This window comes from Streptomyces sp. NPDC021225, from assembly GCF_044332865.1.
Lineage (GTDB): Bacteria > Actinomycetota > Actinomycetes > Streptomycetales > Streptomycetaceae > Streptomyces.
This window is the reverse complement of sequence record NZ_JBIRPV010000004.1, coordinates 762,186-775,391: the sequence shown is the minus strand read 5'-3', so window position 1 is coordinate 775,391 and position 13,206 is coordinate 762,186. Positions and strand designations below refer to the sequence as shown.

General features: G+C 75.8%; 8 protein-coding genes. 5 read left to right on the top strand and 3 right to left on the bottom strand.

Going from position 1 to position 13,206, the window contains the following annotated elements; translation table 11 throughout:
- Positions 1–45 precede the first annotated feature (45 nt).
- Both ACH4S9_RS21760 and ACH4S9_RS21755 read left to right on the top strand, forming a co-directional pair.
- Positions 46–663, top strand: coding sequence for a class I SAM-dependent methyltransferase (locus tag ACH4S9_RS21760; protein ID WP_398373601.1), 618 nt, complete (start codon positions 46–48; stop codon positions 661–663).
- Positions 664–776: 113 nt separating this feature from the next.
- On the top strand, positions 777–1,313 hold the full coding sequence (locus ACH4S9_RS21755; protein ID WP_311728732.1) for a PadR family transcriptional regulator: 537 nt from the start codon (positions 777–779) through the stop codon (positions 1,311–1,313).
- 86 nt (positions 1,314–1,399) lie between these two features.
- Here ACH4S9_RS21755 and ACH4S9_RS21750 read toward each other — a convergent pair whose 3' ends face one another.
- Both ACH4S9_RS21750 and ACH4S9_RS21745 read right to left on the bottom strand, forming a co-directional pair.
- Entirely contained in the window at positions 1,400–5,176 is a 3,777-nt protein-coding gene (locus ACH4S9_RS21750) for a hypothetical protein (RefSeq protein ID WP_398373600.1), read from the bottom strand.
- A 266-nt stretch (positions 5,177–5,442) separates the two neighbouring features.
- Positions 5,443–5,628, bottom strand: a complete 186-nt coding sequence (locus ACH4S9_RS21745) for a hypothetical protein (RefSeq protein ID WP_311728735.1) — start codon at positions 5,626–5,628, stop codon at positions 5,443–5,445.
- Positions 5,629–5,830: 202 nt separating this feature from the next.
- On the opposite strand from ACH4S9_RS21745, the gene ACH4S9_RS21740 reads away from it, so the two are divergent.
- From ACH4S9_RS21740 to ACH4S9_RS21730, 3 genes are all read left to right on the top strand, one after another.
- The gene (locus ACH4S9_RS21740; protein WP_398373599.1) at positions 5,831–8,833 is read left to right on the top strand and encodes an SNF2-related protein; all 3,003 of its coding nucleotides are present in this window, start codon (positions 5,831–5,833) and stop codon (positions 8,831–8,833) included.
- Complete coding sequence (locus ACH4S9_RS21735; RefSeq protein WP_398373598.1) at positions 8,830–10,182, top strand: SWF or SNF family helicase; 1,353 nt, start codon at positions 8,830–8,832, stop codon at positions 10,180–10,182. Before ACH4S9_RS21740 ends, ACH4S9_RS21735 begins: the two co-directional genes overlap by 4 nt.
- Before the next feature lie 548 nt (positions 10,183–10,730).
- Positions 10,731–11,798 carry a pectinesterase family protein gene (locus ACH4S9_RS21730; RefSeq protein WP_398373597.1) on the top strand — a complete coding sequence of 356 codons (1,068 nt, stop codon included), beginning with the start codon at positions 10,731–10,733 and terminating at the stop codon, positions 11,796–11,798.
- A gap of 200 nt (positions 11,799–11,998) precedes the next feature.
- Here ACH4S9_RS21730 and xylA read toward each other — a convergent pair whose 3' ends face one another.
- Positions 11,999–13,171 carry a xylose isomerase gene (gene xylA, locus ACH4S9_RS21725; protein WP_358842445.1) on the bottom strand — a complete coding sequence of 391 codons (1,173 nt, stop codon included), beginning with the start codon at positions 13,169–13,171 and terminating at the stop codon, positions 11,999–12,001.
- Between the last annotated feature and the right edge of the window lie 35 nt (positions 13,172–13,206).

Sequence of the window (13,206 nt, the reverse complement as noted above, 5' to 3'; positions counted from 1 at the left end):
CATGATCTGTCCCGTCCGACGATCCGCGCCCGTCCGAGGAGCCGCATGAGCCGCCAGCACACCCCCGCCGACCACCTGGCCAAGGCCCGGGACTTCTTCGCCCCGAGGGCCGCCGACTGGGACGCCCGTTTCCCCGACGACGGCCCCGCCTACGCCGCCGCCATCGCCGAGATCGGCCTGCGCGCCGGGGACGCGGTGCTCGACGCCGGCTGCGGTACCGGCCGCGCCCTGCCCGCGCTGCGCGCGGCCGTCGGCCCCGCCGGGACGGTCCTCGGCGCCGACGTCACACCCGCGATGCTGGCGGCCGCCGTACGCGCCGGACGACACCGGGACGCCGGGCTCGCCCTCGCCGACGTCACCAGGCTGCCGCTGCGCGACGGCTGTCTGGACGCGGTGTTCGGCGCCGGGCTGATCTCCCACCTTCCCGAGCCCGAGGCCGGGCTGCGGGAGCTCGCGCGGGTGGTGCGCCCCCAGGGCAGGCTCGCGCTGTTCCACCCCGTGGGGCGGGCGGCCCTCGCGGCCCGGAAGGGCCGCCCGATCACCCCTGACGACCTGCGGGCCGAGCCCAATCTGCGCCCGCTGCTGGCCCGTTCAGGCTGGGCGCTGACCTCGTACACGGACCGGGACACACGCTTCCTGGCCCTCGCCGTCCGCCAGGGCTGAGCCGTCCGCCAGGGCTGAGCGGTGTGTCGGAGCTGAGTCGGCAGGCAGGCCTATACATCCATGACGATGTATTACCCGATCGAGGTACAACGCCCGTGCGTCACAATGCGCACATGCTGGAACTCGCCATCCTGGGCTTTCTCTGCGACACGCCACTGCACGGCTATGAGCTGCGCAAGCGAATCGCCGCGCTGACCGGGCACGTCAAGCCGGTGGCCGAAAGCACGCTGTACCCGGCGATCAAGCGTCTGGAGAGGGCCGGGCTGCTGGCCCGCGAGACCCAGCCGGGCGCCGGGGCCGCGCCCCGGCATGTGCTGACCCTGACCACCGCGGGCCGCGCCGAACTCCGCCTGCGCCTCGCCCGGCCGGCGCACGCCGACATCACCGACGAGAGCCGCTGGTTCACGCTGCTCGCGTTTCTGCGGCACCTGGAGGACCCGGCGGCGCAGGCGGAGGTGCTGGAGCGCCGGCTGGAGTTTCTGCGGCAGCCCACGAGCTTCTTCTACGACGGCGGCCGGCCGCTGCGCGCGGAGGAGGTCGAGGACCCCTTCCGGCGCGGCATCCTCACCATCGCCCGCGCCACCAGCCAGGCGGAACAGTCCTGGCTGCGCCGCACTTTGGAGTCGCTGCGGGAGACCGGCGGCGCCTGACGGCGCCCCGGCGGGCGGGCCCGCAAGAGGAGGCTGCCGTGCCCGGCGCGCGCGGCCGGTGCGTGGGGCGCCGCCGCCGGTCGCGGTCATCGGCGTCGGCACGGGTCGACGAGGAGCGCCGCCTCGGCCGTATCCGGGTCGGCGTGCCCGCACAGCGCGTCCAGTTCCGCCCGCCACGGGTCCTGCCAGCCGTTCCTGGCGCCCATGGCCTTCACCAGGACGAGGGCGGTCAGCCCGCCGGGGGCGTCGCCGCGCTCGCGCAACACGCCGACGACACTGCGCACCGCTGCCCGCACACGCTCGTCTTCATGGTCGAAGGCGAAGTGGTCGAAGAAGTGCAGGCGATCCGGCCGCTCCTGGACCAGCGACAGATAGCGCTCCCAGCGGCCGAGGCCGGGGTCGCCCCTGCTGAGCCCGGCACAGGCCAGGCTCAGCACAGCGCTGGTCGCCTGGCGGCGCAGCCCGGCGGCCAGGAGCGCGTCCACCACGGCGTCGCCCTGCGCGAGTTCACCGGTCGGGAGTTCGCCCGCCGACTCCTGGACGAGCCTGCTGATGACGGCGGACCCGCAGTCCGCGAGCCGCCGCAGCGCGTCGGCGCGGCTCGCGCGTCCGCTCCCCTCACCGGCGCCGGTTTCGGTGCGTGTGCGGGCGACCAGCGTCTCGAATACGCGGCGCAGGGCGGCGCCCCCTTCGTCTCCGGGCAGCCGCCCGAGCGCGTCCACCGCGGCGCGCCACACCCTCGACGGCCGGTGCGTGGCGACAGCGGCGGCCGTCAGCGCGCCGACCCCGTCCTCGAACCCGCCGGCCGCCCCGACCGCCACGCAGTGCGGCAGCGCGGCGCAGGCGGCCCGGGCCGCCGCGTCGTCCCCGGTGCGGACCACCCCGGCGAGGAAGGACGCGTACGCCGAGCGGGTACGGATGCCCGCCGCCTCCGGATCGCTCACGATCACGGCCTCGCGGACGGCGGACTCGTGCACCTGCTCCGTCAGCCGGTCGGCCACGCCCGGCGCGTCGACGCGGGCGAGGAGCGAACGGGCGAGCACCACCCGCACGTCCCGGTGCTGCCCGGGCTCGTCCCAGGCCGCGAGCAGCGCGGCGAACGCGCCGTCACCCGGCAGCTCGGCCAGCGCGCGGGCGGCCTCCTTACGGCTGCCGACCGGCGTCGTCACCAAGCGCGCCACGGGTGCCAGCAGCGCGACCGCCCTCCGGTCGGGTACGCCGCCCAGCAGGCGCCGCACCCCCGCCATGGCAGCCCTCCCCCGCGCTCCCCCGGTTCCGGCGTGTCGGAGGAGGAAAGAGAGGACGTCGGGCGGCGTGTGAGGGGCGTCGGCGACCGGGCCGTAGGCGTCGAGGGCGGGCGTGTCCGAATCCGCTACGGCGTTCGGGGCGGCCCCCTCGGGCACGTCGTCGGGCACGTCCTCGAGCGCCTCGCGGACGGGCGCCACGCCGTCGCTCGCCTGGCCGCCTGTCCTGTCGCCACCGAGCATCCGGCCCGGACCCGGCACGTCTCGCGTGGCGGAGTCGCGCGGGGTCGGGTCGGGCCGGGGGTCCGTGCGCGTCGGCGGCGTGGCGACGTTGTGCGCGTGGAGCGCCGCGCTCTCGCTCAGTGCGGTCAGCGCCGCCGCGGCCACGGGCTGCGGCGCGCCGGACGCCAGGTCCGCCAGGAGCGCCGGGTCGCGCACCAGAGCCGCCGCGTCCGCGCGGGCGCGCGGCGGAGCCTCGTCGTCGGCCGCCACCGCGGCGAGATGGGTGGCCAGCAGGTGGCGCGCCCGCGCGGTCCACCGGCCGGTGAGGGAGCACGGCAGGCGCGGCACCCAGCAGTTGGCGGCGCGCCCCGACAGCTGACCGCGCAGCCCGTGGCGGGCGGCGCGCAGCACGTCCTCCAACAGGTCGGTGCGGCGGGTGGCGAGGGTGCGCAGCACCGGTTCCAGCGTGGCGAACGATACGTCGGCGGCGACCAGTTGGGCGCAGCGGCGCTCTCGCGTGGCAGGAGCCGCGAGCCACGCCACGGCCGCGCGCACGGCCGACCCGGGATCCTCGCCGTCGAACGCGGTATGGCCCACGAACGCGTCCAGCTCCGGCAGAGCTGGGAGGTGGGGCGTGAGGAGTTCGGCGAGGGGCACGAGCCGGGAGGTGGGGAGGCGTCTCTCCGCCCGGCCGTCCGCCCGGTCCACGTGTGCGGGGGGACACGGCCGTCGGTCGGCGGCATCGCCGAGCGGGTCGGGGGCCGTTCCGGCCCAGATGGCCGCCGCCGCGCGGGCATCGAGCCTCAGCGGTGCGACCGGGCCGCGCCGGCGCGGATCGCCCACGACCTGGCACAGCAGGCGGGCCACGCGCGCCGCCCGTTCGGCGTCTCCCCTGGCCGCCGCGCTCTCCGTGGTGCGGCGCAGCCACCGTTCGGCGGCGGCGACCGTGGCGGACGTGGAGTCGCGGGAGTGGACGGTGGTCAGCGCCGCGTCGCGCAGCACGCTCAGCGGTACCGCGGTCAGCATCCGGGGCGACGCGCCGGCGACCTGCCCCAACGCGGCGAGCCGTACCTCCTCGCGGTCGTGCCAGGCCCGCTCGCAGGCCGCCACGGTCCGCGCGAAGGCCGCGGGGTCGGCGTTGAGCTCGGCGCACGCGATGAGCGTGCGCCAGGCGAGTGCGCGTTCGTACGGGCGGTGGCTCGCCGCCCCCTCGAGCAGGATCGGTTCGGCGTCGGCGAGCGGAACCACCGCGAGGAGCTGGTTGCGCAGCAGCGGCGACCGGTCCGCCCGGGCGAGAACGGGGCGCATGAGATCCGCGCGGTCCGCCGGGTCGAGCGCGGCGAGGGCGTTGAGCCTGGTCCTCCGGCCGGGGCCGCGCGCGGGGAGCCGGGCTTCGACGACGCGGCGCCGCGCGGCGGCGGGGAGCAGGGCGAGCAGGGGGTCGGGGGTGATGTCCAGCCGGTCGGCGCGGTACCGGCGGAATCCGCCGAAGCTCGCCTCGGCCAGTTCGGCCAGTTCCTCGGGGGTGAGGGCGCGCAGGGCCCGCAGCACGGACCGCGGCAGCGGCCCGGTGGGCGGACGGAGGGCAGGCGTCCGTTCCGACCCGCCGCGGTGGTCGGCGTCCGTGCGGTCCGCGGCGCGCCGGAGGATCGCCAGCACCTGCCGAGGTTTGCGCAGGAGCGCCACCGTGCCGCGGCCGTCGATGAGCGCGGGCGCTCGTTCGAGGAGCAGCAGCCCGGCGTCGGTGTCGCGTTCCGCGACGGCGGCGGCCAACAGGCGGTGGCGGCGGGCGAGTCGGCGCCGACCGTAGTCGTCACGCGCCTGGTAGTCGGCCGCCAGCCGGGCGGCGACGGCCGCCGGGGCGGTGCGGGCGAGGGTGTGCAGGACGCCGATCGGCGGGTCGAGACGGGGCAGCCACTCGGCCGCCACGCCGGGTGAGCAGGCAGGGAGGAGCCGGGCCGCGTCGGTGGGGCCGTACGCGGTGTGCGCCCGCGGCAGCAGCCGGTCGGCGAGGCCGGTACGCCGCCCGACGCGCAGAACGCGGTATGTCTCGTGGCGTACGGACCGGCTCTCGTCCAGGGCGAGTCGGGCCAGGGCCGCTTCGGGCACCGGCAGGCGGATGGCCGCGGACAGGGCGCGGCGGCGCAACAGTGGGTCGGCGAGCGCGGCGGCCACGGCGTCGAGGTCGCGGCGGGCGACGGCGAGGAACAGCGCGAGGTGCCGGTCATCCGGCTCGGGAGAGGAGTCGAGGGCTGCGCGCAGGGTGGCGCAGGCGTCCGGGGAGAGCGTGCGGGCGTACCGCGCCAGGGCGCTCATCCGGGCGGGGAAGGGCAGCGGGTCGAAGTGCGCCCGGAGCCAGGAAGGGGTCAGCGGCTGAGGAGTTTCGTATGCGGCCATGGCGATCACCGAGAGGTCGCGAGGCCGTCCTTTCCATGCGTCATGGCGAGCATGCTCGCCCAGCACCGGCCGACCGCACAAGTGACTTACGGAACGGGGACGGGGTCCGGGTGACCCGCGATCGGTGTTGCGCGGTCACTCCAAGGCGCGTGTCACCCCGGGCCCCGAGCTCGGCCGGCGGCCCTGCTCCACCCCGCCGCGGCCCGCCGCTCCCTTCTCCCCGTTTCCATCCGGGAATTCGCCATCAGGGCGCGCGAAAGGGCCGGTCAGCGCCCCAGCTCCTTGCGCGACACACGGCGCAGCCTGCGCCGCTGAGAGGGGTCGAGCACCAGATACGCCAGCGTGGGAACACCGACGATCACCAGCACTGCCGCCCAGAACGGCAACAGCTGACACAGCAGGATCACTCCCACCGCCGCGCCCCCCGCGACGGCCACAGCGCGCTTGGACATCTCCCTCTGCCTCCTTCGCGGCTCATGCCGCTTCACTTGTGTCAACGGACGTCGGCCGCGTCCGGTTCCTGAGTGCGAAGCATCCACCGGAGCGCGAAGGGCCCAGGTGAGACGGTTCACAACGGACGCCCGCCCCGGCGGGCCCCTCGTCGGGTACTCTCGACCGCTCCCGCTAGTCAAATTTGAGGAATGTGTCAGCTCCGTGACACCACGCACCGTGGCAACGCCCTCCGAGATCGCCGAACTCAGCCGCTGCACCACCGTCTTCCTCCCCGCCGACCCGGCACGCACCGGACGCGTCGCCTTCTGGCGGCCGGACGGCCCGGACCCCACCGGGCCGGGCACCCCCGAAGAGATCACCGTCGTGGTCCCGGCCACCTCCGATGAGGTCGATCAGGCCGATGGTGCCGAAGGAGACCCGGGCGTCCGTACCCGCGCCGTACGGGCCCTCGTCCTGCCCCTGAGCGAGGCGCTTCCGGTGCTCACCCGCGCCCGCGCACGCGCCGCGCACACCGCTTCCCCACCCGCCGATCCCACAGCGGCCTTCTGGGGCACCGCCGCGGTGCTCGCCCTCCAGCTCGCCGCGCGCGGACGGCTGCTGCCCGGGCTCACGGCCACCGACCACGACGCGTGGCGCGTCGGCCCGCTGGCCGAGGAGGATCTGCGGCGGGTGCGTGAGCTGGCGGCGGCCATGCCTCCCGCCGCCCACGCCGTGCCGCTGCCCGGCACCGACCCGCTGCGCCTCCCGGAGCCGGAGCGGCACGTCCGCGCGTTTCTCGACGCGGTCGCGGACGGGCTGCCGCGCTCGCCCGCGGCGGCCCTGGCCGCCGGCGGTCCGGCGTTCGCCGCGGCGAAGCCGCAACGCCTGCCCGAGCAGCGGGCCTGGGCGGCGGACCTCGCCGCCGGGCACGACGCCGGTGTCCGGCTGTCGCTTCGGATCGAGCTGCTGGACGGCGACCTCGGCGGCGACCTCGGCGGCGACGGCGACCACGGCCTCGTCCACGGCCGAAGCCACGACGGGAACCGCGACCGGGCCCCGTCCCCCGGCCCGCGCTTCCGTGCCGTCCTCCAACTCCACAGCCTCGCCGACCCGACCCTGGTGGCGGACGCCGCCGACGTATGGGCGGGCGCGTCGCCCGCCGCCGCGGCCCTCGGCCCCCGCGCCCGCATGGACGCGCTGCTGACGCTGCGCCGGGCCGTCCGCGCCTGGTCACCGCTCGCCCCGCTGCTGTCCGCCGCCGTACCCGAGGCGCTCGACCTCGCCGACGAGGACGTCGTCGAGCTGCTCGGCCCGGCGGCCGCGGCGCTGGACGCGGCGGGGGTCCAGGTGCACTGGCCCAAGGAGCTGGCCCGGGGCCTGACCGCGCGTGCCGTCGTCGGCCCGCAGGGGCGCGTCGACGGCGAGGGTCCGGACACCGCCGGATCCGGGCTGCCCTCGTATCTGTCGGCCGACGCGCTGCTCCGCTTCAGCTGGCGGTTCGCCGTCGGCGACCGGGAACTCACCCGGGCGGAGCTGGACCGGCTCGCCGAGGCCGCCCGTCCGGTGGTGCGGCTGCGTGACCGATGGGTCGTCATCGACCCGGAGGCGGTCCGCCGCGCCCGCGGCCGCGAGGACCGTGACATCACCACCGCCGACGCGCTCGGCGCCGTCCTGACCGGCCGGGCCGAGGCCGACGGCACCGGCGTCGAGGTGCGGGCCGCCGGCTGGCTGGCCACGCTGCGGGACCGCCTCGCCGACCCCGAGGGCCCGGCGCACGGGCCCGTCGCCCCGCCCGTGGGCCTGGCCGCCACGCTGCGCGACTACCAGCTGCGCGGCCTGGGCTGGCTGAGCCGGATGACCTCGCTGGGCCTCGGGGGCACGCTCGCCGACGACATGGGCCTCGGCAAGACCATCACCCTGATCGCCCTTCATCTCCACCGCCAGGACGTCCCCGAGGCCGCCGGGCCCACCCTCGTGGTCGCGCCCGCCTCCCTGCTGGGGAACTGGCAGCGCGAGATCGAACGCTTCGCGCCCGGCACCCCGGTGCGCCGCTTCCACGGCGCCGCGCGCACCCTGGAGGACCTGGCGGACGGCGAGTTCGTCCTCACCACGTACGGGACGATGCGGCTCGACGCACGGCGGCTGGCCGAGGCCGTGCCCGGCGGCTGGGGCCTGGTGGTGGCCGACGAGGCGCAGCACGTCAAGAACCCGTACTCGGCGACCGCCAAGCAGCTGCGCGCCATCGGCGCCAAGGCCCGCGTCGCGCTCACCGGGACCCCGATCGAGAACAACCTCTCCGAGCTGTGGGCGATCCTCGACTGGACGACGCCCGGGCTGCTCGGCGGCCACGGGTGGTTCCGCGCCCACTACGCCCAGCCCGTCGAGAGCGGAAGCGACCCGGCCGCCGCCGAGCGCCTGGCGAAGCTCGTCCGCCCGTTCCTGCTCCGGCGCCGCAAGTCGGACCCGGGCATCGCGCCCGAGCTGCCGCCGAAGACCGAGACGGACCGCGCCGTGGCGCTCACCAAGGAGCAGGCCGGGCTGTACGAGGCGGTGGTGCGCGAGATGCTCGCCGAGATCTCCGGCACCGCCGGGCCGGCCCGGCGCGGGCTCATCGTCAAGCTTCTGACCGGCCTGAAGCAGATCTGCAACCACCCCGCGCAGTATCTGAAGGAGGACCAACCCGTCGTCCCCGGCCGGTCGGGAAAGCTGGAGCTGCTCGACGAACTGCTGGACACCATCCTCGCCGAGGGCGCGAGCGTCCTCGTCTTCACGCAGTACGTCCGGATGGCGCGGATCCTCGAGGAACATCTGGCGGCGCGCGGCGTCGCCGCGCAGCTGCTGCACGGAGGCACGCCGGTGGCGCGCCGCGAGGAGCTCGTGGACCGCTTCCAGCAGGGCGAAGTGCCGGTGTTCCTGCTGTCGTTGAAGGCGGCGGGCACCGGCCTCAACCTCACCCGGGCCGAACATGTCGTGCACTACGACCGCTGGTGGAACCCGGCCGTGGAGGCGCAGGCCACCGACCGCGCGTACCGGATCGGGCAGACCCAGCCGGTGCAGGTGCACCGGCTGATCACCGAGGGCACGGTGGAGGACCGGATCGCCGCGATGCTCGAGCGCAAGCGGGAGCTGGCGGACGCGGTGCTCGGCGCGGGGGACGCGGCGCTGACCGAACTGACCGACGCCGAGCTGGCGGAGCTCGTGGAGCTGAGGGGGACCGAGCGATGACCGATACCGGGAACGTCCGGGAGGGGTACGACGAGCGCGAGCGCGTCTTCGAGGCCCTGCCGCCCGCCCGCGGCCGCGGCTTCGCCCGCACCTGGTGGGGCCGGGCGTGGCTCAAGGCGCTGGAGGACACGGCGCTCGACGGTGAACAGCTGGGGCGCGGGCGCAAGCACGCGCGCGAGGGGGCGGTCGGGGCGGTGTGCGTGCGGCCGGGCCGGATCACCGCGGTGGTACGGGACCGCGACCACACGCCCCACCGCTCCGATGTGCTGCTCCAGGAGTTCGGCGAGGCCGAGTGGGAGCGGCTGCTGGACGTGGTCGCCGACCGGGCCGGGCATATCGCCGCCCTGCTCGACCGGGACATGCCCCCGCAGCTCGTCGAGGACGCGGCGGCCGCGGGCGTCGAACTGCTCCCGGGCATCGGCGATCTGGAGCCGGAGTGCGGATGCGAGGCGTGGGACCACTGCCCCCACACCGCCGCGCTCTGCTACCAGGTCGCCCGGCTGTTGGACGAGGACCCCTTCGTACTGCTGCTGATGCGCGGCCGCGGGGAGCGCGAGCTCCTGGACGAGCTCCAGGTGCGCAGCGTGGCGCGCGCCGCCGGGCGCGCGCCGGGCGGCGCGGCCGAGGAGGGCGCCGGCCGGGCCCCGGAGGGCATACCCGCGCGGGAGGCGTTCGCCGCGACCGCCTCCCTGCCACCGCTGCCCGCGCCCCCGCCGACCGTGGCCGAGCCCGGCCGGCCGCCGGCGCTGAGCGGCGGCGGCGACCCGGCGCCCGGCCTGGACGTCGTCGCGCTGGAGTTCCTGGCGGCGGACGCCGCGGTGCGCGCCCGGCGGCTGCTGGCCGAGGCGCTGGCGCCGGGCCACGCCACGGCCCCGCCGCCGAGCGCGCTCACGCCCTGGCAGGACGCGGTGCGGCTGGCCGCCGCCGGGCCTCCGGCCGGTATCGCCGACCGCCTCGCCGCGGGCTGCGGCCGCGACCGCGGCGAGCTGGCGCGCGCCGTGCGCGCCTGGGGACACGGCGGACCGGCCGCGCTCACCGTGCTGGACGAGGAGTGGAGCCCGGCCGACGAGGCGCTGGCACGCGCCCGCGCCTCGCTCACCACCGCCTGGGAGGGAGAGGAGCGGGCGCCGCGGCTGCGGGCGGTGGGCAGCAACCGCTGGACGGTGGTCGGCGCGGACGCGCAGCTGCGTTACAGCCGGGACGGGCGCTGGTGGCCCTACCGCAAGGAGCGCGGCCGCTGGTGGCCCGCCGGGCCGGCGGACCACGACCCGGCGGCGGCGCTGGCGTCCCTCGAGGCGCCGTCCCCGCGCGGGGCCGGGATGGTGGGGGCGGCGGCGGGCGCGGGCTGACGGCGCCGCGCGGTCGGGGTGTCCGGCAGCGCGATCCTTTCCTCGGCCCTTCCGGCAGCGTCGATGTGCGGCTCCGCCGCGTGGCGGGGGCCACCCCTGGACCCCGACCCCAGGGCCGGCGTACAGGGCCAGGGCCCGCGAAGGGGCGGGACGGGGCCGCCGCGCCGACACACGACTCCGCCGCACGGTCGCATGGCCGCCGCGCGGCCGCCGCAGGCGTCAAGAACCGCCGGACTCCCCCGGCACCGCGCCGTCCGCGAAGCGGCGCGCCCACCGGACCTCGGCCGGCCGACCGGCACGACGCGGCGGATGGGGCCCACTTGGCGTGCGCACCGCCGGGGTGAACTGCGCGCTCCGTCGCCCGAGGGCTCCGCGAAGCCCGGCGAGACCGGCCCGAGCCGCGGCCGGGAACCACAACGGCAGCCAGCGGACATCGGAAGAGCCGGGCCGCGAGCGGCCCACCGCACCCCGGCAACCTTTCCGCCTCACGCGGCAACCGCAGAGCATCCGCATGTCCGGCACGTCTCCACGGGACGGAGTCACCCCCCATGTCCACAACGGACCGGCGCCCTAGGCGGCGCCTCACTGGACCGCTCGTCAGCGCTCCCCTCGCCCTGGTCACGGGCGCCGCACTGATGGCAGCGGGCGCCCCGGCAGCGCACGCGAAGGCCGCGGCGACGATCGTCGTCGCGAAGGACGGCAGCGGCAATTACACGACCGTGCAGGCCGCGGTCGACGCGGTCCCGGCGAACAACCCCTCCGCCGTGACCATCTCCGTGAAGCCCGGCACGTACCGCGAGACCGTGAAGATCCCCGGCAACAAGCCGCACATCCGGCTGGTGGGCACCACCAGCAGCAAGAACGACGTGACCATCGTCTACAACAACGCCTCGGGCACCCCCAAGCCCGGCGGCGGCACATACGGCACCAGTGGCAGCGCGACCTTCGCCGTCGAGGCCGACGACTTCCAGGCCCGCAATCTCCAGTTCGTGAACGACTTCAACGAGGCGAACACCAGCATCACCGACAAGCAGGCGGTGGCGCTGCGCACCGCGGGCGACAAGATAGTCCTGGACAACATCGGGGCCCTGGGCGACCAGGACACCCTGCTGCTGGACTCCGCGAGCAAGGACAAGGTCGGCCGGGTGTACGTCAACAACGCCTGGATCCAGGGCAACGTCGACTTCATCTTCGGCCGCGCCTCCGCCGTCATCACCAAGTCGACGATACGGCTGGTCAAGCGGTACGACGGCAGCTCGGCCGGGTATGTGGCCGCGCCCTCGACCGCGGCCGGCAAGCACGGCTTCCTGATCATCAACAGCAACGTCACCGGCGATGTCAGCGACCGCAGCCACTACCTGGGCCGCCCCTGGCACGCGGGCGGCGACGCGAGCCTCGATCCGCAGACCGTCGTCCGCAACACCTCCCTGAGCGCCGCGGTCCGGACCACCCCGTGGACCGACATGAGCGGGTTCTCGTGGAAGGACGACCGCTTCGCCGAGTACAAGAACACCGGGGCGGGCTCCGGACCGGCGAGCACCGACCGGCCGCAGCTGAGCGACTCCCAGGCCGCGGACTACGAGATCGCGGACTGGCTGGGCGACTGGACGCCCTGACGGGCTCCGGCCCCACAGACCCGGCCGCCGGTCCCGTCGGGGGGCTGGACCGGCGGCCGAACCTGCCCGCAGCACGCGCGGAACGACGGCCGGACCTGCGCGCGACACGCGCGGACCGGCAGCCAGACCTGTCCGCAACACGCGCGGGCAGGCGGCCAACCCGCCCGCGGCACGCGCGGGCCGGCCGCCGGGCGGCGCGGTCAGCCGCGGGCGCGCAGGAGGTGGTCCATCGCCAGCTGGTCCAGGCGCTCGAAGGCCATGCCGCGCTCCGCCGCGGCGTCGACATCGAACTCCTCGAAGGCCGTGCGGTCGGCGAGCAGACCGGCCACGGTCTCCCCCTCGCCCAGCGTCGGGCGCGCCAGTTCGTCCAGGCGCGAGGCGCGCAGCGCCTCCTGGACCTCCGGGTCGGCCCGGAAGGCCGCGGCGCGCTCCTTGAGGATGAGGTAGTTGCGCATGCACCCGGCCGCGGAGGCCCAGACGCCCGCGATGTCCTCGGTGCGCGGCGGCTTGAAGTCGAAGTGGCGCGGGCCCTGGTAGCCGGCCGACTCCAGGAGGTCGACGAGCCAGAAGGCGGCCCGCAGGTCGCCCGCCCCGAAGCGCAGGTCCTGGTCGTACTTGATGCCGGACTGGCCGTTGAGGTCGATGTGGAAGAGCTTGTCCGCCCACAGCGCCTGGGCGATGCCGTGCGGGAAGTTCAGCCCGGCCATCTGCTCGTGGCCGACCTCGGGGTTGACGCCGAACAGCTCGGGCCGCGCCAGCCGCTCGATGAAGGCGAGGGCGTGGCCGACGGTCGGCAGGAGGATGTCGCCGCGCGGCTCGTTGGGCTTGGGCTCGATGGCGAACCGCAGGTCGTAGCCCTGCTCGGTGACATAGTCCGCGAGCAGGTCGAAGGCCTCCTTCATCCGGTCGAGCGCGGCGCGCACGTCCTTGGCGGCGCCGGACTCCGCGCCCTCGCGCCCGCCCCAGGCCACATAGGTCTTGGCGCCCAGCTCGGCGGCGAGGTCGATGTTGCGGATGGTCTTGCGCAGCGCGTAGCGGCGTACGTCGCGGTCGTTGGCGGTGAACGCGCCGTCCTTGAAGACCGGGTGGGTGAAGAGGTTGGTGGTGGCCATGGGCACGGTCATGCCGGTGGCGTCCAGGGCCTGCCGGAAGCGCTTGATGTGCGACTCGCGCTCGGTCGCGGAGGCGCCGAAGGGGATCAGGTCGTCGTCGTGGAACGTTACGCCGTACGCGCCGAGCTCGGCGAGCCGGGTCACGGACTCGACGGGGTCGAGGGCCGGGCGGGTGGCGTCCCCGAAGGGGTCCCGGCCCTGCCAGCCGACCGTCCACAGACCGAAGGTGAACTTGTCCTCGGGGGTGGGGTTGTAACTCATCGCGGCTCCCTCGCCTATTTCGTCATGGCACTTTA